This is a genomic window from Alkalicoccus daliensis (assembly GCF_900103955.1).
In the GTDB taxonomy this organism is placed as follows: domain Bacteria; phylum Bacillota; class Bacilli; order Bacillales; family Salisediminibacteriaceae; genus Alkalicoccus; species Alkalicoccus daliensis.
This window is the reverse complement of sequence record NZ_FNIL01000013.1, coordinates 13,591-34,764: the sequence shown is the minus strand read 5'-3', so window position 1 is coordinate 34,764 and position 21,174 is coordinate 13,591. Positions and strand designations below refer to the sequence as shown.

The following is a 21,174-nucleotide window of genomic DNA, read 5'->3' as shown; positions in this document are numbered from 1 at the left end:
CCGTTAATTTTTCATATTATCCTGCCAGTGCAAAGCCCGTGTTTGCAGCTTTTTCAGAGCATAGTCTGTCACTTTTCCTAAAAACGCAAACAATACGATGCTTGCAAGAATTACATTCGGAGACAGCGTATTCTGTCCGAGTACAAGTAAATAACCAAGCCCCTGGCTTGCTCCGAGAAGCTCCGCCGCAACGACAAACATCCAGCCGAGGCCGAGGCCGCTTCTAAGTCCCGTAAGAAATGAAGGGAGCGAAGCAGGTAAAATTATCCGGCGGACGAGCTGAAACTGGTTGAGGCCGTATGCTTTTCCGACTTCTATTAATTTCCGGTCCACAGAGTGAATTCCGCCGACTACATTTAAATACACAGGAAAAAATACACCCAGCGCAATTAAAGTTACTTTTGATGGTTCACCGATACCAAGCCAAAGGATAAATAAAGGAACCCAGGCGAGGGAAGGAATTGCCCGAAACGCCTGAATCAGCGGATCAAACATTGTTTCCGCATTTCTGGACATAGCGACAAGGGAGCCGATAACTACTGCGACAATTGTTCCCCAGAAGAAGCCCCAAAGAAGGCGGTAAAGGGTAATGCCCATATGGCCCCATAAGCTTCCGTCTACGCCCATCGCCCAGATCGTGCCTACAATCTCGGAAGGAGCGGGGAGCAGGTGTCCCGCTACAAGACCGAATCTGGTCACTCCTTCCCAAAGTGCAAGAAGCAGAATTGGGAAAAGGAGAGCGAGACCGGCTGTTTTCAGGAAAGCCGGCATGCCTTGTCGTTCCTTCTGTTTTACTTTAATTACTGATTTAAACACGGATTCCTTTTCGGCATGATGTCCCTGAGAAATAGCCATGTGTCACCGCCTCCTTTTTCTTTTTAACAATTATTTAATCAAACAGAAACAGTTATGTTCCTTTACTCAATCACTTCTTCTGCAAAGGATGGATCAATAAGATCATCCAGTAATTCATCCACGCTTAAGGTATCATCCAGATTTCCGGAGGACTGTAATACTTCTCCTGCAGCGCTGAGGCTGTCTATGTGCTCCTGTCCCGGCAGCGGGTTATCGAAGTTGTTTCTTTCCAGCTGGAGCTCCGCTACGGAAGCATCAATGCCCGCTTCTTCTACAATGATCTCTACTGTTTCTTCCGGATTTTCAATTGCCCACTCTCTTGCCAGTTCATAGGCTTCAATTACTTTTTCTACAGCTTCAGGATATTCTTCTGCAAATTCTTCCCGTACATTCAGGAAGCCGTACGTATTGAAGTCTGTATTTCTGTAAAACAGTTCTGCATTAATTTCCAGTTCCTGTCGGGCCATGTGCGGATCCAGACCTGCCCAGGCATCTACTTCGCCATTTGCAAGTAAGTTTGCTCCATCATTATGCTGAACCGGCACAATTTCAATATCGTCTTCACTCATTCCGGCTTCGTCCAAAGCTCTTACCAGGAAAATATAAGGGTCTGTTCCTAGCGTTGCCGCTACTTTTTTCCCTGCAAGATCTTCGACAGAGGTAATCTCGCTGCCTTCGCCGGTAACAAGTGCTGTCCATTCAGGCTGTGAATAAACATAAACGTTTTTAATTGGAGCATTATTACCCTTTGCCATTAATGCCGCAGCACCTGCAGAGGACCCAAAATCTACACTTCCTCCAGAAAGAAATTCCAATGCATTGTTGCTTCCCTGGCTGAGCACATATTCAAATTCCACATTTTCATCTGCGAAAACTTCTTCCAGAAAGCCCTGATCCTTCAGCACAAGGCTAGTCGGAGAATAGTAGGCGTAATCTACAGTGATCGTTTCGGGTGATGAAGCGCCAGCGTCTGATTCTCCTGAGCACCCTGCTAATAATACGGCGGCTGCCGCTGCTGTTCCTGCTAACGTTTTCTTCATCAATAATCACTCCTGTAATTAGTTAAATTTATTTAAATTTCGCAGGCAAACGTGGAAATACTCCCGCGGAGACGCTGCGCTTCTTTATACGTACAGCGGTTATGCACTACTTCAATGCCTGCTTCTTTGGCAATAGATGCTGCTTCTTCTGAAATAACGCCTTCCTGCAGCCAGAAGATTTTCGGCTGTACTTCGGCTGCTTCTTTCGCAATTTCTATCGCTGCTTCCGGACTGCGGAAAACCTGCACGATATCAATCGGACCTTCTACAGATGAAATGTCCGGGAATGCTTTTTCACCGAGGATTTCCGTTTCCCGTGGATTAACAGGAATAATTTTATAGCCGAGACGCTGCATTTTTCTTGCCAGTCTATGGCTTGGGCGGGATTCCTTACCGCTCAGTCCCACAACGGCTATTGTTTTCTGGCGGGATTCGCTTCCGTCGCTGTTTGTCGCGTTGGCCAGTGCCCAGCGGATGACGCCTTCGTCATTAATCACTGTATTGTCGCTGGCATTTCCTTCTCCTGTAGCAATCTGCAGGGCATGGTCCAGGTCTTTCTTTAAGTCTTCTACATTTTCAATACCGACAGATAGGCGGACCAGGTCTTCAAATACGCCTGTTTTTTCCAGTTCCTCTCCTGTCAGCTGCTGATGTGTCGTGGAAGCCGGATGAATGATCAAGCTTTTCGCATCACCGACGTTTGCAAGGTGGGACCAGAGCGACACAGAGTTGATCAGCTTGCGCCCTTTATCACGTCCGCCTTTAATTCCAAAGTTCAGTACAGCTCCCGCTCCGTGCTTCAGTACTTTCTTCGCATTTTCATGCGCCGGATGGCTTTTCAGTCCCGGGTAGGAGACCCAGTCAACTGCCGGGTGCTGCTCCAGATACTTTGCAAGCTCCAGTGCATTCTCGTTGTGTCTTACAATCCGCAGATGGAGCGTTTCCAGTCCCTGCAGCAGCTGAAATGCGTTGAACGGGCTGAGTGCCGGACCAAAGTCTCTTAACAGCTGCACACGGAGCTTCGTGCTGAATGCAAGAGTTCCGAAGTCCTTTGCGTAAACAATGCCGTTATAACTTGGATCTGGTTCATTAAACACAGGGAATTTTTCGGACTGCCAGTTGAAACGCCCGCCGTCTACAACAAGTCCACCGATGGATGTTCCGTGCCCGCCGATCCATTTTGTCGCGGAGTGAACAACGATATCTGCTCCCTGCTCAATCGGTTTTGCTACGTAAGGTGTAGCAAAGGTGTTATCGATAATCAACGGAATGCCTGCTTCATGTGCTACATCCGCTACTGCCTGAATATCCAGTACGTGAAGACTTGGGTTACCGATTGTTTCAGCAAATACTGCTTTTGTTTTATCGTTAATTGCTGCACGGAAGTTTTCCGGATCGTCCGGATCAACGAATTTTACATTAATTCCGTATCTCGGCAGCGTTACTGCGAACAGGTTATATGTACCTCCGTAAAGATTTGTTGCTGCAACAATTTCATCCCCTGCTCCTGCAACGTTCAGTATGGAAAGTGAAATGGCTGCCATACCGGATGCTGTAGCAACTGCTGCTACGCCGTCTTCCAGCAGTGCGATTCTTTTTTCCAGAACATCATTTGTCGGATTGCCGATACGGCTGTATATGTTGCCCGGCTCATCCAGCGAGAATAAGCTCTCTGCATGATCTGTATCGTGAAATAAATAAGAGGTCGTCTGATAAATAGGCACCGCTCTTGATCCTGTAGTCGGATCCGGTGACTGCCCCCCATGTAAATTTACTGTTTCCGGATGATACGTTTCGAAAAATTTGTTGTCGCTCATAGCTATTGCCTCCCTGATTAATTTGATCTGTTTACTAAGTTTTAAAGGTGTAAATAGAGCCCTTATTTCTTTCTGAAATGCTACCTTGAAAATAAAAGTCCGCTAAAAAGAAGTAATAATGCTGCTCCACTTTCGGAGAAGCTTACCTAAGGGCTTGTTCTCGACTAATTTTGACGGAAAGAACATCCGCCAAAATGGATTCTCGAACGGCGCTCATCCTTTGGGTGTCCTCTCCTTCGTTACACAGCATTATTAATTTTCATACTTCATGGTGCAAAAAATTTGCATGAGTGTCTCTGTTTGAGTTTGGTGTTGATATAAGAAAAGTACGCTTGCAGCTTCTTTCTCCTGCCGAGTAAAAGCGAAGTTTCCTTACCAACAAGGAACATTAACAAAGCTTCCTGAAAAACAAAAAATCTCTCTACCTGTGAAAGATAGAGAGATGCAAGTACGCGAATAACGAGCTCTCCCTTATCTTTCAGAACTAAAAATAGTTCTGCAGGATTTGGCACCTTCCAAGTAAAATACTCAGTGGTTGCCGGGCTTCATCGGGCCAGTCCCTCCGCCGCTCTGGATAAGAGAAGTATGTAATTGTCATGGGATAAAAACTCTATCCCGACTTAACTGCTTTGTTTTCTCAGTGATTGATTAGTTTGAATATTATCATCATTCATACAATTGGTCAATTGTTTTTTCTAACTTAATTATTTTAACTTATCCTTGTGCGCTGATTACGCTGCATAAAAAAAACTCCTGGAGCTTTAATGCACTCCGGGAGTTGAGATATGTATTCTTCTGCAGAATCATAATCTTATCTCCCAAAGAGCGGACTCTTTGCAGGATGTAGCACCTTTCAGACGTAAAACGCCTAATGGTTGCCGGGTTTCATAGGGCCAGTCCCTCCACCGCTCTGGATAAGTTTAATATGTTTTTTGGATGTGAACATCTTAGCATGAAAAACTTTCTATTGTAAAGTGCAAAATGATATTTCCGGAAAAAGAGGAAGCAGCTTATTAATTTTCTTCTTACATAAAAAAGCTCTCCATGCCGGAGAGCCTTTTCATATAGAAACTATTCTTCCAGTCTGCCTTTATTCAACCGTGTTTCATTTATCTGTCTGCGTTTTATAAGGTCCAGTTCTTCTTTACTTGGAATTCCAACCTGTGCCTTGAATGAAGTTTCCGTTTTTAATACTGCTCTCTTTCCAGCAACATCTATTTCTTTTTCTTCCACTCTCGCTACCATAGACCGGTCCTGATGTTCCAAATCTTTGATTAACCTGGAGATATCTTTGAAAAAATCACGCTTATTCATCATTTTCCTCCTTCGTTGTGGGAGTATCTGATCCTATGCGGGCTTCCAGCTGATGGATTTTTTCTTTCAGCAGTTCATTTTCTTTTTCCGCTTCCACAGCTCTTGTAGAATACAGCGGATCGCTCTCCCACCAGTCTATCCCGACTTCTTTCGCTTTGTCAACTGAAGCAACGACCAGCCGGATTTTAATAGTAAGCAGTTCCACATCCTGCAGATTAATAGATATATCTCCGGCAATTACTACTCCTTTATCTAATACTGTTTCCAGTATTTCTACTAGTCCATTGGATAGATTTGCGGGCTGCATATCCTCCATTTTACCGTCCTCCCTTCACTCCTATTTCTGTATAATCCCTTACTTTTTTCCTTTTGAAAAATCCGAGAAGTGGTAAGCCGGCCACGGTCCTGTAATTTCAAAAGTGAAATTTTCTTCCCCGGTCCTTTTATCCTTTACCAGCTTTGCGACCTTTTCCACATGTTCTTCCGGGATAAGGTAAGCGGCATTCCAGCACATATCGTCTTCCCGGCCGGTTAATTTCTTTTCCCAGTTTTTCTTTACTTCTTCTGCTTCACTGTATTTTTTCACTTCTTCATGAAAATTCTCGCAGTAATCGATGATATCATTATCCGCCTGTTCTTCTATCCGCTTTTCGATTTTTTTCTTTGCGAAAAATTGTTTTCCCCGCGGAAGTTCCTCTATTTTCTTTTGTTCTTCTTCGATCGCCGGACTTGTAACTGCTACTGATTCTTTGAATTTTTTTACATCAGTATAGATCTTAATATTCCATTCTTCTTTCCCTTCAAGTTCCTGGAATATATGCTGGATATTTTCTCTGTAAGAACCGATAGTACTTTCCATACTTTCTTTATTTTGATATATGGTGCCGAATTTCAATGGTATAATTGTATATTTCTCATGCAGTTTATTCATATTGTCATGATGATGAAATGCTTTCTCCTGCAGCCATTTCATGTCTTCCACTTTTTTATTCAATTCCTGTTCGTTAAATTCTTCTTCTTTCACAAGACAGGCAGCCACTGTAATGTCCCCGTATGTGTAGAATTCCACTGAATAGTCGGAATCAATACCTGGAATAGATATTTCTCCTTTTTCTTTTATTTCCTCGGCAGGAATAAATCCGTATAAGTAAATTAATTTCTGCGTATTCACATCTGTAGTCATCTTACCCCTCCTGTTTTTATCCTGAATGCTTATTAAGTTCTGAGAGCTGCGCGCCCCATATGTCTAAAATGGAAGTAAGTACTTTTTCTGCATCCGGAATCAATTCAAATTCTGTGTCTTCCCGGACCCACTCGGAAAGAACTCCTGCAAACAGTCCCGTGAAAGCAAGCGCTCCGGATTCCGGTGTCCATGGAACCTGAAAAGCAGATCGCTTCTGCGCTATTCTCAGTACTTCCGTAACTACTTTACGTGCCCGCTGTTCAGAAGATTTTTTTCCCAGTTTTTCGTTTTCCGTATTGTATTCAAAATGAAGAATGATTTTCGTCAGTTTCCGCAGTCTGCTGTTGTATTGATATTCCTCCAGCGCTTTTTTTACTGTATGTCCCAGTGCTTCCAGAGGATCTTCTTCACTTTGGTCTGCCAGAAAATTCTCCAGTGTTTCCAAAGGCATTTCAATTCTTTCTCTAATCGCCAGGAGCACACCTTTTTTATTTTTAAAATGCCAGTGAACTGCGCCCCGGGTTAAGTGCACTTCCGCTGCAATATCTTCGAGAGAAACACCTTCATAACCCTTTTCAATAAATAAATTTTCTGCGGCGTTGATGATAGACTCTCTCGTTTGAGCGGTTTCTTCCTTGGTTTTCCGCAAATGCAGTTCCTCCTTTATGCTGAAAATGGAAAGTAAATTATGTAAGTTTTACATACATGATGTATGTTTGTTATCTTCCCTGATTTATAGGTTTTAAACTGCCATTTTGGACTAAATTATTAAAAAAGAAGTGCAGCACCTGATACAGCAGCCTGCTGCCTGTGATGCAAATTAAAAATCCCGGCAGAACTGATCTGCCGGGGTGAATTTTTTATAGGTCGCCGTCTGTTACAGCACCTTTTGCTGAAGAAGAAACGAGCTTTGCATATTTTGCCAGAACGCCTGTTTTATAACGGGGCTCCGGTGCAGTCCATGCAGCTTTTCTTTTTTCCAGTTCAATATCATCGACGTGCATATTGATTTCCTGCGTTTCGCTGTCAATCGTTACAGTATCTCCATTCTGGAGAAGACCGATTGGACCGCCCACAGCTGCTTCCGGTGCGATATGGCCGATAACAAAACCGTGAGATCCGCCGGAGAAGCGCCCGTCTGTCATAAGCGCGACTTTTCCGTTCAGCCCCCGGCCGACAATCATTGCAGTAATAGAAAGCATTTCCGGCATACCCGGTCCGCCTTTTGGTCCTACATTGCGGATTACGAGTACATCTCCTTCTACAATTTCGCCTGCTTCAATCGCAGTCGTTGCATCAGCTTCGGAATCGAAGACTTTCGCCACTCCTTCAAATCTGCTGATTTTCTGGCCGGACATTTTTGCCACAGCGCCTTCTGGTGCCAGGTTTCCTTTCAATACAACAAGCGGACCTGTTTTCTTCAGAGGCTGGTCAATTGGATAAATTACTTTTTGTCCTTCTTTTAATCCTGGAGCCTCAGCCAGATTTTCCGCCATCGTTTTACCAGTAACCGTGAGGCAGTCTCCATGAAGAAGTCCTGCGGCAAGAAGCTCTTTCATTACAGCAGGTACGCCGCCCACTTCATACAGGTCCTGCATCACATATTTACCGCTCGGTTTCAGATCAGCAATATGCGGTACTTTTTTACGTACGGCTTCAAAATCTTCAAAATCCAGGTCTACGCCTGCTGAGTGTGCCATTGCAATCAGGTGGAGGAACGCATTCGTTGAACCACCGAGTGCCATTACTACCGTGATTGCATTTTCAAATGCTTTCTTCGTCATGATATCCCTTGGATAAATATCTTTCTTCAATAATTCAATTACGAGTTCCCCTGCTTGTCGGCACTCTTCTTCTTTATAGTCGTTTACCGCAGGAGTGGATGAAGATCCAGGGATGCTCATGCCGAGCGCTTCCACTGCAGAAGCCATCGTATTCGCTGTGTACATGCCGCCGCAGGCTCCGGCTCCCGGACATGCGCTGCATTCCACTTTATGAAGCTGGGCATCATCAATCAGCCCTTCCTGATACTGGCCAACAGCTTCAAAGGAAGAAACGATATCAATGTCTTCCCCGTTCAATTTACCAGGAGCAATCGTTCCGCCGTAAACATAGACGGAGGGAAGGTTAATCCGGCCCATTGCCATAATACAGGCAGGGGTTGTTTTGTCACATCCTCCTACTGCTACTACGCCGTCCATGCGCTCTGCACCAACAACCGTTTCAATGGAATCTGCAATTACTTCCCTGCTCGGAAGGGAATAATTCATTCCTTCATGTCCCATTGCAATTCCGTCAGCTACCATGATCGTATTGAATATCATCGGTGCACCGCCGTTTGCAGATGCTCCCGCTTTCGCTTTTAACGCCAGTTTATCAATATGTACATTACAAGGTGTTACCTCACTCCAGGTGCTTGCAATCCCAATCATTGGCTTTTTAAAATCTTCATCCGTAAATCCAACAGCGCGGAGCATGGAACGGTTCGGTACCCGGTTTGCCCCTTCACTGATTACTTTACTTCTAATACGCAGATCTTTTTGTTCACTCATTCTTGTCATCCTCTCCTGCATTACTTCAATTTCAATTACAGCTTCAGCTATAACCTCTATCTTAACTATTTTTCACAATTTCCGCAATGAGTTTTCAGAATTCACATGTTATTCAGAAACGCACTGCTTTGATTTGCACGAACTCTTTACTCACGGTAAACTGAAGAAAGAATACATACTTAGATAATCGAAGGAGTGTGGAATTATGAGTGAAGCAGTGACCGAGTACCTGCAGGATAATAAAGATCAGCTGTTTAAAAAATTAAGTGATTTTCTTAAGATAGAAAGCATCAGCACCGATCCCTCGAAAAAAGATGAGATGGAAGAGGCGGTTTCCTTTTTAACTGATTACCTGACGGAGATTGGTTTTAATAAAGTAGAGCGAAAAGAAACCGGCGGTCATCCGCTTGTTTATGCTGAATATACGCAGGCAGGAGATGCACCAACGGCGCTGTTTTACGGGCACTACGATGTACAGCCTGCAGATCCCTATGAACTCTGGGAGACAGAGCCATTCCAGCCGACCATCCGCAATGGTAAAATTTATGCGCGCGGTGCAAGTGATGATAAAGGGCAGGTATTTATGCACCTCGCGGTATTTGAAGCAATGATGAAAACAGAAGGCAAACTCCCAATGAACGTAAAAGTAGTGATCGAAGGCGAGGAGGAAATCGGCAGTGAACATTTAGGGGCTTTTCTCAGCGAAAATCAGGAGCTGCTCGAAGCGGACTTCTCTCTCATTTCCGATTCCGGAATGGTGGATAAAGGCGTGCCTACGATCCTTTACGGCCTGAAAGGATTTACCGGCCTGGAATTAACGGTTAAAGGACCAAACCGGGATCTGCACTCCGGACTGTACGGAGGCGCTGTGAAAAATCCGGCAATGGCACTTTCCCAGCTCCTTGCCGCAATGAAAAATACAGACGAAGTCGTCACCGTGCCAGGTTTTTATGATGACGTAGAGAACCTGAGCGAAGAAGAAAGAAAAATTATGAACGCTGCACCCGGAGAAGACTTTCCGAGCACGACCGGCGTGCCGGAAACAGCCCCTGAAAAAGGATATACTGCAAAAGAACATACGATGGCAAGGCCTACACTGGAAGTGAACGGAATTTTCGGCGGATATCAGGGCGAAGGAACGAAAACAATTATTCCTTCCTCTGCCACTGCAAAACTTACCTGCCGTCTCGTTCCAGGACAGGACCCGCAGAAAATTCAGGATGCGCTTGTTGATTTTATTGAAGCCAACACTCCTAAAGGAGTAACAGTAGATATTAAACGGGAGGCGCTGTCTGCGAAAGCATACAAAGTCGATCCCAAGCATCCGCTTTTAATCAAGGCAGCGGAAAGCTATACAAGTGCTTTTGAAGCTGAGACAGTATTTGTACGACTCGGAGGGTCTATTCCTGTTGTAGAAACGATCGACAGCCTCTTCGGCATTCCTGTCGTGCTGCTTGGTTTCGGCACGCCGGAAGACAATCTTCATTCTCCAAACGAAAGCTTTCCTTTGGAGCACTTCTCTAAAGGAATGGACGCACTTGCGTTATTCTACCGCGATGTGAAAAATGTAATGTAAAAAAACCGTTCTTCCGCCGATATGTTTCGGTTGGAAGAACGGTTTTTTAGGTGTGGCTGTTAAAATCACCTTTGAAATCGTTTAAGAGAAAATGGAGAAATATCCACTTCATTTTTTTCTGAAGTAATTAAGTTGCTTAAAGCTTCCCCTACTGCACTGCTGAATTTAAAACCATGTCCGGAAAAGCCTGCTGCAATAGCAACATTCGAATATTCTGGATGCGTATCTATAATGAACTTCTCGTCCGGTGTCAGTGTATACATACACGTTTTTCCATACTTTAGTTGATGGATATCAGGCATATATTGATGAAAAAATTGCAATAAGTCTCCCTCATCTTCCGCTGCTGCCCCAAATGGCATCATTGACTTTTCAGGATTCACTTTCTCTCCGCCGTCATGGCGGCCGATTTTCAATCCTGCCTGCTGAATGCTGGGAAAGCCGTAATAGGTACCATTGAAAGTATCAAATGCAAAAGCTGGAAACTTCTCTTGGTTATATTGTGTTTCCTCAGCCTCAAACCAGGCGAACGTTTTTCGAACAGGGGTTAAAGGGAGATCCAGATCCAGCATGGAAACCAGCTTCCCGGAACCGGCACCAGCAGCAATTATTAAGGATCCTGCAGTAATAGTTTCATCTTCTGTCGTCACTGTTACTTTTTTCTCGTGTATGGAAATATCTTTTACGCTGCTGTTTCTATGTATAACCGCACCGGACTCTATTGCGAGCTCTTCATAAACCTTTATAATCTCCTCACACTTCAAAACTCCAGAAGTTGGTTCGAAACAGCCGATAAAATTATCCGGGATCGTAATTCCAGGCCAACGGCGGTGTACATCTTCCGCGGTCAATACTTCGAGAGGGAGAGAATATTTGCCTGCACTGGAAATAGTATTCTGGATAAAACCTGAAGTATCTCTCCCTACCCCAAGAACTCCTGTCTGAAGGAACAATTCTTTCTTTGAGATCCTTTCTAAATCTTCCCATAATTTTTTCGCTCGCAGTACAAACGGCACATACTCTTCTCCTTCGCCGTATGCATAGCGGATTATTCGCGTTTCTCCATGATGGCTCCCGTTGCTGTGCGGAGGATCATGTGCATCTAACAGCAGGGTTTTCTTTCCGTTTTTTGATAAATAAAAGCCGGCTGCCATTCCCATGGAGCCAGCCCCAATAACGATAACGTCGTATTTCACTATTATAAAGCCCCCGATTTCTTTATTTTCTGCTGTGGTGCTTCTGCACTGAATATTAGGTATATTTCAGTATTATAAACAAAAGCTTTCCCAATGGAAAGCTCAGGCTTTCTTCTATTTAAACATAAAAAAACCACCATCGCTTATGTATGGTGGAGACGGCGGGAATCGAACCCGCGTCCAGGGATAACGTGACCTACGCTTCTACGAGCGTAGTTGATTTATTATATTTCGCCGATACGTCAGCCAACCAACAGGCTTCCGTATGGCTAACCTGATTAATCTCCTGCAGGTTTCCTCAGGTGGAGGAAACCATACCGTAACCCACTAGAGTGAGTCCCATGATCCTTCACGTGGGTGATGAAGGGTGGAACCGCAAGCAGGGTTGTTACGCCGCTGCTAGTGCGAAAGAATCTTCTTGTTTGCCAGCTATAGGCAAGGTGAGCGTTTTTACGAGGACACTCAGCTCGACTCGCCACGTAAATCCGACCTATCCCTGTCGAATCCAGAACGTCCCCATACAAAATGAGAACGTTAAGGAGAAAATGTTCCCTTAACGATATAAATGAATTATAACACATATGTTCGCATTGTCAATACTTTTACCTGCCAAGAGCGTCATCTTTCAAGGCCCGCTGAATATCTCTTTTGGCATCTTTGCGTTTCAGATCTTCCCGCTTATCGTACTTTTTCTTCCCTTTTCCGAGTCCAATCAGTACTTTTGCCACTCCATTTTTAATATATACTTTCAGCGGCACAAGCGTGTACCCTTTCTGCTTCGTCAATCCGATCAGCTGATTGATCTGTTTACGGTGAAGAAGCAGCTTTCTTGCCCGTTCCGGTTCATGATTGTAGCGGTTCCCCTGTTCATAGGGACTGATGTGCATATTGTGGATCCATGCTTCTCCATTGGAAATACGCGCGAAGGAATCCTTCATGTTCACGCGGCGGTTGCGGATAGACTTAATTTCCGTACCAGTAAGAACCATTCCTGCTTCGTATGTTTCTTCAATAGCATAATCATGGCTCGCTTTTTTATTCTGTGCAATTGGTTTATCAAAATTAGCCATTGGCTGTGCATCCTTTCTAACTTCCTTTAGCTCTTTAACAGTAACTTAGCTGATTTATTTAGAAATTAAGCTGTGTTAAAGCTGAGGGTTTCGGTTTCCTTATTGTAACACAGCCGCAAACAGCTTCAACCGGTGCGGTTTACGCACCGGAGCTGAATTATCTGCGTTTTTTTGCTTTCTTTTTCTGATTTTTCGGCAGGTCTTCATAGAAAGCTTTTTTCTTTCTTTTTCTCCCTGCATCTTTTCCTTTTCCATTTTTCTGCTTTAAGTCAATCCCTCTGGATTTTCCTTTTCGCTTGTTCTCCGATTCAATCACTTTTGGCTGATCTTTTCGGCGCACTTTCCGCGGTTTCATGCCGATTACTTCAAAATCGATTACCCGCTCATCTACATTGACATTTGCAACACGGACTTCAATTTCATCGCCAATACGGAAAGTGTTGCCGCTGCGCTCGCCGATCATCGTCAGACGATTTTCATCGTAATGATAGTAATCGTCGGTAAGGTAGCTGACGTGTACAAGTCCTTCGATCGTATTCGGCAGCTTGATAAACAGGCCGAAGTTCGTTACTCCGCTGATCATACCTGTATATTCCTCGCCTATTTTGTCTTCCATAAACTGAACCTTCTTCAGTTCGTCCGTTTCTCTGGAAGCTTCTTCCGCACGTCTTTCCATATCGGAGGAGTGGGAAGTGATTTCCGGCAGTTTCTCCTGCCATTTTTCCATCGTTTTTTCGTCCGTTTTTCCTTCAATCAGGTACGTCCGGATTAACCGGTGCACGATAAGGTCCGGATAACGGCGGATCGGCGAAGTGAAGTGCGTATAGAAATCAGCAGAAAGTCCAAAGTGGCCCACATTCGTCGGATCATATTTTGCCTGCTTTAAAGAACGGAGCAGCATCGTGTTGATTACTGTTTCTTCAGATTCTCCTTTTACACTTTCCAGCAGCTTTTGCAGTGCCTGCGGGTGTACAGAATTCGCTGTCCCTTTCACAACGTAGCCGAAGTTTGTAATCTGCTCCAGAAACTGAGTCAGTTTCGCTTCATCCGGGTCTTCATGAATCCGGTACACAAACGGAAGCTTCATCCAGTGGAAATGTTCCGCTACTGTTTCATTCGCTGCCAGCATGAATTCTTCAATCAGCTTTTCGGCTACACTTCGCTCACGAATGGTTACATCTGTTGGATTCCCTTCTTCATCTACATGAACCTTCGCTTCTTTAAAATCAAAATCTATTGCACCGCGGTCAAAACGCTTCTTGCGCAGAATTGCCGCAAGCTCTTCCATATCTTTAAAGAAAGGAATGAGCGTCTCATATCGTTTTGAAACTTCTTCATCCTCTTCCAGAAGAATTTTGCGTACGTCTGTATAAGTCATACGTTCATTCGTTCGGATAACACTTTCATATATATCATGGTTAACAACTTCCCCCTGTGGAGAAATTTCCATGTCACAGGAAAGAGTCAAACGATCCACCTGCGGATTCAGTGAGCAGATTCCGTTCGATAAACGGTGCGGAATCATTGGAATTACTCTGTCCACTAAATAGCAGCTTGTTGCTCTCTCATATGCTTCTTTGTCAATTGGAGAGCCTTCAGTAACATAATTCGTTACATCAGCAATGTGGACACCAAGCAGATAGTTACCGTTATCGAGACGCTTCACCTGCACAGCATCATCCAGGTCTTTTGCGTCTGCCCCGTCTATCGTAACAATCGTCTGCTCCCGCAGATCGCGGCGGCCTTCGATATCTTTCGGATCAATGGTTTCCGGTACTTCCTCCGCATGGCGGATAGCTTCCTCCGGAAAATCGCCGGGCAGGCCATGTTTATGAATGATCGACATAATGTCTACCCCGGGATCATTTTTGTGACCGATAATTTTGCTCACATGTCCCTCAGCATTCATACGTCCTTCCGGATATTTTGTAATTTCCACGATTACTTTGTGTCCGTCTACAGCGCCGAGCGTCTGATTTTTCGGAATGAAAATATCTGAAGGAATCCGTTTGTCATCCGGAATAACAAATCCGTAGTATCCATCGTCTTTAAACGTCCCGACCGTAGTAGAGGTGCCGCGTGAAAGTATACGGATAATCGTACCTTCCGGCCGTGCGCCTCCGCTCTCAGACTGCATTCTCACGAGCACTCTGTCTTTATTCATCGCACCGTTCATTTCACCCGGTGGAATGAAAATATCATCCATTTCTTCTTCTGTTTTAATAAAAGCAAAGCCCTTCGGATGCATAATAACATCCCCGCGGAGCAGATTCATTCTTTCCGGCAGGCCGTAGCGGTTCGTTCTTGTCCTTACGATACTGCCCTCTTCTTCTAATTCATTCAGCAGTTTAATACACTGCTTAAATCGTACTGCGTCTTCGAGACCCAGTGCTTCTTCCATTTCTTTCATTGCCAGCGGTTTGTCCGCCTGTTTAATTTCGTCCAGGATGAGTTCTTTTGTTAGTTCCTGCATCGTTGGTCTCCTTTCTATTTTTGTGAGACCGGGCATGAGTAATTAGTTTATTCCTTCCAATCAAGTGATTCCAGAAATTCGTAAATATCCTCATGTAACTGGTCTCGTTCTTTATCTAGCGTAATGACGTGACCCGATTCTTCGTACCACTTCAATGTTTTGTGGTCTGTCTCCACAGAATCATAGATTACCTGTGCACTGTTAATATCAATCATCTGGTCTTTCGTACCCTGTGCAACAAAGGTCGGCGCATAAATTGTGTCGATATTACTGCGTACTTCTTCATTTAAGCCGAGAAGCTTTTGAATCGTTTCACGCTGCGTGCCTTCAAATGCCTGCATTTCTTCTTTTACCTGTTCTTCACTCTTCTGTTCATTCTGTTTGTATTTTCTGGCATACTCTTCCACGCCTTTATACAACTTCTCTTCATTCTGTGTTTCCATCGGTGAACACATCGTAAAAACACCTTTTACCGGCTTAGTGTAAGCAAGTTTCAATGAATATACGCCGCCCAGAGATAATCCTCCGACTGCAATTTCTTCATATCCTTCTTCTTTTAAATATTCATAAGCTGCTTTGACATCTTCCCACCAGTCTTCCGGACCGCTTTTCACGAGTTCCTCCGGCGGCACTCCGTGGCCCTTCATATGCGGTGCGTGTGAAGTATATCCCCGCTTCTGCAGATATCTTCCAAGCATTCTTGTATCCGCAGAGTTGCCGGTAAACCCATGAAGCAGCAGTACTGCCCGCGGCCCTCCTTTAAAAGTAAATGGTTTCGGTTGCGCTATTTTCATCATTTTCTTTTCTACTCCTTTTGGCTGTCCCGCCGTCCTCTTGTTCTGTATTACTCAAAAAATAATCGAGCCTTTCCAGCAGTGCGTCTTTTTCTTCCCCAAACCAGATATAATGCTTTGCATTTTCAAATAAATAAATGTGTTTATCTTCAGAGCGGATATGCTCATAAATATACTCCGCGCTTTTAATTGGTACAAGACCGTCTTTTTCTCCCTGCACAATTAAAGTGGGTACTGTAATATCTTCCAGGGCATGACGCAGCTTCCTTACCAGTTTAGCAAATTCAATCGTCGCTGCAACAGGGGTCCTTTTTATTTTATCACGGTAAAAATGATAAATTTCGTTTTGATCCAGTTCGCCCCGGATTCCTTCCATGACCCACCCTTTTACATCTTCTGCAATTTGTTTCGGGTTTAGATAATATACGGCTGAAGAAATTAATACGAGTTTGTCTACAGGATACTTTGCAGCCAGATATCCCGCAATGACTCCTCCCATGGAAAAGCCGATCACATACACTTTTTCACACCGCTTCATCATTTCTTCCAATGCGACCTGCGCTTTATATACCCATTCTTTATATTTAACTTCTTTCATAGAATTCCTGGATCCGTCGTGTCCCGGAAGCTCCGGTGTATATACGAGCCAGTTTTTTTCTTTGAACTGCGCTTCAATATCTTTTACTTCCTGGGGAGTTCCTGTAAACCCATGAATAATAAGACAACCAATCATGTTCTTCACCTTTTTCTATGGAATCTTCTATCACTGATTATTCCCTAAATACCCTGTATTTAACCGGAATTTGTAAATTGCTTTCCCACCTGATTTATACTATTTAAAAACAAGGAAATCATCAGAGAATATGTTCCATATCAATTTATTAAGCCATCAAAAAAAGCAGCAGATGCACTCCATCTGCTGCTTACGTCATAGTAATTACATAAAGTAGCCAAGCCATAGTGCGAAACCAAAAAATAACACACCAAGTACTACCGTTGCACGGCTGAGTACGGCTTCAAGCCCTCTTGCTTTTTGCTTTCCAACCATTTGCTCCGCTCCACCGGAAATTGCGCCGGATAGTCCCGCACTGCGTCCTGATTGAAGCAGTACCGCGGTAATCAGCAAAATAGAAATAATGACAAGCGCCACAGACAGAATTTGTTCCAAGTGATACACCCCTTATTAAAACGAACATTTTTACCTTCTGAAAATATATCATGAAATGGTTGCTGTTGCAAGAGTACTTCTATCGGAGAGGAAGACTTGCTGCTTTCAGGAGCTGAACAGCTTTAGTAAAATTCGCTGCTGTCTTTGATATTTTCAGGGGGATTTTTAAGTTAACATTTTCTTATCATAAGCACAGGTTTAAATAAGGACTGGAGAATTTGCAGTAGCCTGCTGTGAATTTTAAAAATGAATTATGCCTCTGGAAAAATGAATAAATAGTAAAATGAGTTTTTTTAAATTAGTAAACTACTGCTTCGCGAGAGTAAACCTTCAGCACGAGAGTAAATGTCTTTTAAAAAAAGTTAATCTATGTGACAAATGAGTAAATTCGTTTCCGCGGGAGTAAACGTCCTATTTCCTCAACTTCCTGGAAGTCACTCCTGCCCTTCCCTTATCCTAAAAACCAAAAAAAAGATCCGGAGGTCACTCTCCGGATCTTCATCAACGTCTTACTTATTTGTTCAGGTTGTAGAATGCGCTCATCCCTGCATATTTACCAACGAACTGCAGCTCGTCTTCAATACGGAGAAGCTGGTTGTATTTCGCTACGCGGTCTGTACGGGATGGTGCTCCTGTCTTAATCTGGCCAGCGTTTGTAGCTACAGCGATATCTGCAATTGTTGCATCTTCCGTTTCACCGGAACGGTGTGAGATAACATTCGTGTAGCCTGCACGCTTCGCCATTTCAATTGCTTCAAATGTTTCAGAAAGCGTACCGATCTGGTTTACTTTAATCAGGATAGAGTTACCGATTCCTTCTTTAATACCACGGGAAAGCTTTTCCGTGTTCGTTACGAAAAGGTCGTCCCCAACAAGCTGTACTTTATCACCTAAACGGTCTGTAAGCTTTTTGAAGCCTTCCCAGTCATTTTCGTCTAAGCCGTCTTCAATAGAAACGATTGGGTATTTCTCGCAAAGGTCTGCATAGAAATCAACCATTTCATCAGAAGTTTTTACGACACCTTCACCTTTCAGGTTATACTTTCCGTCTTCATAAATTTCAGAAGCCGCTACGTCCATTGCAAGCTGAATTTCTTCTCCTGGCTTGTAGCCTGCTTTTTCAATTGCTTCAATAATAGTGGAAAGTGCTTCCTCATTTGAACCAAGGTCCGGAGCAAATCCGCCTTCGTCTCCTACTGCAGTGTTATAGCCTTTAGAGCTTAATACTTTTTTCAGGTTGTGGAAGATTTCCGCACCCATCTGCAGTGCTTCAGAGAAAGTAGACGCTCCTACCGGCATGATCATAAATTCCTGAATGTCTACGTTATTGTCGGCATGTTCTCCACCATTCAAAATGTTCATCATTGGTGTAGGAAGAGTTTTTGCGCTGAATCCTCCAAGGTATACATACAATGGAACGCCTAGTGCATCAGCAGCTGCATGCGCAGAAGCCATAGATACACCAAGAATTGCGTTTGCTCCAAGCTTTTCTTTGTTCGGAGTACCATCAAGGTCGATCATTAACTGGTCGATACCAAGCTGGTCTAAAACGTCAAAGCCCACAAGCTCCGGCGCAATTTCGTCATTTACGTTATTTACTGCTTTGGAAACGCCTTTGCCCATCCATGCGTCGCCGCCGTCGCGAAGCTCTACTGCTTCATATTCACCAGTGGAAGCACCACTTGGTACGATTGCGCGGCCGAATGCGCCGCTTTCTGTATGAACTTCTACTTCTACTGTCGGGTTCCCGCGGGAATCCAATACCTGACGTGCATAAACATCTGTAATAATTGTCATAAAAAAACACTCCTTCAAAGTTAGCTTGCTATTTTTTAATTAAAGATTTTCCTGTCATTTCTTCCGGCTGTTCTACTTCCAGCAGTTCCAGCAGTGTTGGTGCTAAATCACCTAATACACCATCTTCTCTCAGTGTAACATCTTTGTCCGTTACGATTACAGGCACAGGGTTTGTTGTGTGTGCAGTCATAGGCGAACCATCTTCCATCATCAGGACATCCGCGTTGCCATGGTCTGCAGTAATAATTGTTTTCCCGCCTTTTTCCTCAATCAGGTCCACAATTTTCCCTAGACATTCGTCCACTGCTTCGATCGCTTTAATCGTCGGCTCAAGCATCCCTGAGTGGCCTACCATATCCGGGTTGGCAAAATTCAGGATAATCATGTCATGCTTTTCTGCTTTAATTTCTGTAAGCAGGGCTTCCGTTACTTCATAAGCACTCATTTCCGGCTGCAAATCGTACGTGGGCACCTTCGGGGAATCAATTAGTACACGTGTTTCCCCTGGATATTCACTTTCTCTGCCGCCGCTGAAAAAGAATGTTACGTGCGGATATTTTTCTGTTTCTGCAATGCGAAGCTGCGTTAATCCGGCATCGGAAACCGTTTCTCCCAACACATTTTTCATGCTCGTAGGTTTAAATGCCACTTTCCCTTTGATTGATTCACTAAACTGCGTAAGAGTAACGTAGTGTACATCTTTTGGGTGACGCTCTCCTCGTCTAAAGTCATCAAAGTCATCTTTTGTAAAAACTTCAGAAAGCTGAATCGCACGGTCCGGACGGAAGTTAAAGAAAATCACTGCGTCCTGATCTTTAATGGTACCTACTGGAGTTTCTCCATCTTCTTTCGTAATTACAGAAGGAAGGAAAAACTCATCATGAACTTCTTTGGAATAAGAAGCATTGATTGCTTCCTGAGTACTGGAGAATTTTTCTCCTTCACCGTAAACCATTGCTCTGTAGCTTTTTTCTACACGATCCCAGCGCTTATCGCGGTCCATCGCATAGTAGCGTCCCTGCACTGTTGCAAGCTGTCCTAGACCAAGTTCTTTCATCTTGTCTTCCAGCTGGTCCAGATACGGCTGCGCAGATTTTGGTCCCACGTCTCTTCCATCAAGAAACGCATGTACATATACTTCTTCTACGTTTTCTTTTTTCGCCATTTCCAATAAAGCAAACAGGTGCTTAATGTGGCTGTGAATGCCGCCATCGGATACAAGCCCATACAGATGAAGCGCAGTACCGTTTTCTTTCACATGCGCCATTGCTTCTTTAAACTCTTCGTTTTCAAAGAAAGATTTATCTTCAATTGACAGATTCACTCGGGTCAGACTCTGGTAGACCACCCGTCCGGCACCAATATTTAAGTGCCCGACTTCTGAATTTCCCATCTGTCCTTCCGGGAGGCCTACTGCAAGCCCCGAAGCTTCCAGCGTTGCATGAGGATAACTGTTCCAGTAGCGGTCGAAATTAGGTGTATTCGCCTGTGCTACTGCATTCCCCTCAGTTTCTTCCCGAAGAGCAAATCCATCGAGAATAATTAATGCTTTTGGTGTTTTACTCATTTCCAGCCTCCGCTAATTTAAGAAAGGATTCTGCTTCCAGGCTCGCTCCTCCGACAAGTGCTCCATCAATGTCAGACTGCCCGAGAAGTTCATTAATATTTGCAGGCTTTACGCTTCCGCCGTACTGGATCTGTACTGCGTCTGCTGCATCTGCGGAGAAAGTGTTGGCAAGCGCTTCGCGGATCACAGCACATGTCTTGTTTGCGTCTTCGGAAGATGCTGTCTTGCCGGTACCGATAGCCCATACTGGCTCATATGCAATGACTACCTGCTTCACCTGATCTTCAGAAAGACCTTTTAAACCGCCGTTTACCTGAGTCGTAACCACGTCATCAGTTTTATTCGCTTCTCTTTCTTCATCGGTCTCACCCACGCAGACAATCGGCTTCAGGCCATGCTTTAGTGCGGCATGTACTTTTTTGTTTACAGATTCGTCTGTTTCACCGAACATATCACGGCGCTCAGAGTGTCCAAGCACCACGTACTCTACCCCAAGATCCTTCAGTGCTGCAGGACTTGTTTCTCCTGTAAACGCACCGTTATCTTCAAAGTGCATATTCTGAGCAGCAATTTTCACGTCAGATCCTTCTGCTTCCTGTACAAGTGCATCCAGAAACAGATCCGGGGAACAAACCACAGAATCTACCTTGGACGAAGATGGTACATTTCCTTTAACTTCCTTTAAAAATGCCACCGCTTCTGATTTTGTTTTATTCATTTTCCAGTTACCTGCGATAATTGGTTTACGCATAAAAACATTCCTCCTCTAGTA

At 44.1% G+C, this 21,174-nt stretch carries 18 protein-coding genes, 1 other RNA gene and 2 riboswitches; of the genes, 1 reads left to right on the top strand and 18 read right to left on the bottom strand.

The genetic code is table 11. The annotated features are described in order from the left end of the window. Positions 1–3: 3 nt before the first annotated feature. The 8 genes from BLP92_RS15385 to ilvD all read right to left on the bottom strand — a co-directional run bounded on the left by BLP92_RS15385 (position 4) and on the right by ilvD (position 8,761). Positions 4–855 (bottom strand): ABC transporter permease, encoded by an 852-nt coding sequence (locus BLP92_RS15385; RefSeq protein WP_425284451.1) that lies wholly within the window; start codon positions 853–855, stop codon positions 4–6. 62 nt (positions 856–917) lie between these two features. Next, positions 918–1,895 carry an aliphatic sulfonate ABC transporter substrate-binding protein gene (locus tag BLP92_RS15380; protein ID WP_090843844.1) on the bottom strand — a complete coding sequence of 326 codons (978 nt, stop codon included), beginning with the start codon at positions 1,893–1,895 and terminating at the stop codon, positions 918–920. Positions 1,896–1,927: 32 nt separating this feature from the next. After that, positions 1,928–3,712 carry a PLP-dependent aspartate aminotransferase family protein gene (locus BLP92_RS15375; protein ID WP_090843843.1) on the bottom strand — a complete coding sequence of 595 codons (1,785 nt, stop codon included), beginning with the start codon at positions 3,710–3,712 and terminating at the stop codon, positions 1,928–1,930. A 468-nt stretch (positions 3,713–4,180) separates the two neighbouring features. Next, a riboswitch (SAM riboswitch) is annotated at positions 4,181–4,293 on the bottom strand. Between the two features lie 227 nt (positions 4,294–4,520). Continuing rightward, positions 4,521–4,633: riboswitch (SAM riboswitch) on the bottom strand. 150 nt (positions 4,634–4,783) lie between these two features. Continuing rightward, positions 4,784–5,026: a hypothetical protein gene (locus BLP92_RS15370; protein WP_090843842.1), complete on the bottom strand. Its 243-nt coding sequence runs from the start codon at positions 5,024–5,026 to the stop codon at positions 4,784–4,786. After that, on the bottom strand, positions 5,019–5,333 hold the full coding sequence (locus tag BLP92_RS15365; protein WP_090843892.1) for a gas vesicle protein: 315 nt from the start codon (positions 5,331–5,333) through the stop codon (positions 5,019–5,021). Before BLP92_RS15365 ends, BLP92_RS15370 begins: the two co-directional genes overlap by 8 nt. A 48-nt stretch (positions 5,334–5,381) precedes the next feature. Beyond that, on the bottom strand, positions 5,382–6,209 hold the full coding sequence (locus BLP92_RS15360; protein ID WP_090843841.1) for a GvpL/GvpF family gas vesicle protein: 828 nt from the start codon (positions 6,207–6,209) through the stop codon (positions 5,382–5,384). 16 nt (positions 6,210–6,225) lie between these two features. After that, positions 6,226–6,858, bottom strand: coding sequence for a TetR family transcriptional regulator (locus BLP92_RS15355; protein ID WP_090843840.1), 633 nt, complete (start codon positions 6,856–6,858; stop codon positions 6,226–6,228). 211 nt (positions 6,859–7,069) lie between these two features. Further along, on the bottom strand, positions 7,070–8,761 hold the full coding sequence (gene ilvD / locus BLP92_RS15350; protein WP_090843839.1) for a dihydroxy-acid dehydratase: 1,692 nt from the start codon (positions 8,759–8,761) through the stop codon (positions 7,070–7,072). 205 nt (positions 8,762–8,966) lie between these two features. On the opposite strand from ilvD, the gene BLP92_RS15345 reads away from it, so the two are divergent. Then, a complete protein-coding gene (locus tag BLP92_RS15345; RefSeq protein ID WP_090843838.1) occupies positions 8,967–10,337 on the top strand; it encodes a dipeptidase in 1,371 nt (456 codons plus the stop codon). Positions 10,338–10,402: 65 nt separating this feature from the next. Here BLP92_RS15345 and solA read toward each other — a convergent pair whose 3' ends face one another. From solA to tpiA, 10 genes are all read right to left on the bottom strand, one after another. Continuing rightward, positions 10,403–11,533 carry an N-methyl-L-tryptophan oxidase gene (gene solA, locus BLP92_RS15340; protein ID WP_090843837.1) on the bottom strand — a complete coding sequence of 377 codons (1,131 nt, stop codon included), beginning with the start codon at positions 11,531–11,533 and terminating at the stop codon, positions 10,403–10,405. Positions 11,534–11,683: 150 nt separating this feature from the next. Continuing rightward, positions 11,684–12,051, bottom strand: a transfer-messenger RNA (tmRNA) gene (gene ssrA / locus BLP92_RS15335). Positions 12,052–12,135: 84 nt separating this feature from the next. Further along, positions 12,136–12,603: an SsrA-binding protein SmpB gene (gene smpB / locus BLP92_RS15330; protein WP_090843836.1), complete on the bottom strand. Its 468-nt coding sequence runs from the start codon at positions 12,601–12,603 to the stop codon at positions 12,136–12,138. Between the two features lie 157 nt (positions 12,604–12,760). Beyond that, positions 12,761–15,076, bottom strand: coding sequence for a ribonuclease R (gene rnr / locus BLP92_RS15325; RefSeq protein ID WP_090843835.1), 2,316 nt, complete (start codon positions 15,074–15,076; stop codon positions 12,761–12,763). Between the two features lie 47 nt (positions 15,077–15,123). Next, positions 15,124–15,870 carry an alpha/beta hydrolase gene (locus tag BLP92_RS15320; protein ID WP_090843891.1) on the bottom strand — a complete coding sequence of 249 codons (747 nt, stop codon included), beginning with the start codon at positions 15,868–15,870 and terminating at the stop codon, positions 15,124–15,126. Further along, on the bottom strand, positions 15,836–16,603 hold the full coding sequence (locus tag BLP92_RS15315) for an alpha/beta hydrolase (RefSeq protein ID WP_090843834.1): 768 nt from the start codon (positions 16,601–16,603) through the stop codon (positions 15,836–15,838). Before BLP92_RS15315 ends, BLP92_RS15320 begins: the two co-directional genes overlap by 35 nt. Before the next feature lie 204 nt (positions 16,604–16,807). Beyond that, positions 16,808–17,038 (bottom strand): preprotein translocase subunit SecG, encoded by a 231-nt coding sequence (secG, locus tag BLP92_RS15310; protein WP_090843833.1) that lies wholly within the window; start codon positions 17,036–17,038, stop codon positions 16,808–16,810. Between the two features lie 513 nt (positions 17,039–17,551). Next, complete coding sequence (eno, locus tag BLP92_RS15305) at positions 17,552–18,835, bottom strand: phosphopyruvate hydratase (RefSeq protein ID WP_090843832.1); 1,284 nt, start codon at positions 18,833–18,835, stop codon at positions 17,552–17,554. Between the two features lie 28 nt (positions 18,836–18,863). Beyond that, entirely contained in the window at positions 18,864–20,402 is a 1,539-nt protein-coding gene (gene gpmI / locus BLP92_RS15300; RefSeq protein WP_090843831.1) for a 2,3-bisphosphoglycerate-independent phosphoglycerate mutase, read from the bottom strand. Next, the gene (gene tpiA / locus BLP92_RS15295; RefSeq protein ID WP_090843830.1) at positions 20,395–21,153 is read right to left on the bottom strand and encodes a triose-phosphate isomerase; all 759 of its coding nucleotides are present in this window, start codon (positions 21,151–21,153) and stop codon (positions 20,395–20,397) included. The genes gpmI and tpiA overlap by 8 nt, the downstream gene beginning before the upstream one ends. Positions 21,154–21,174 lie beyond the last annotated feature (21 nt).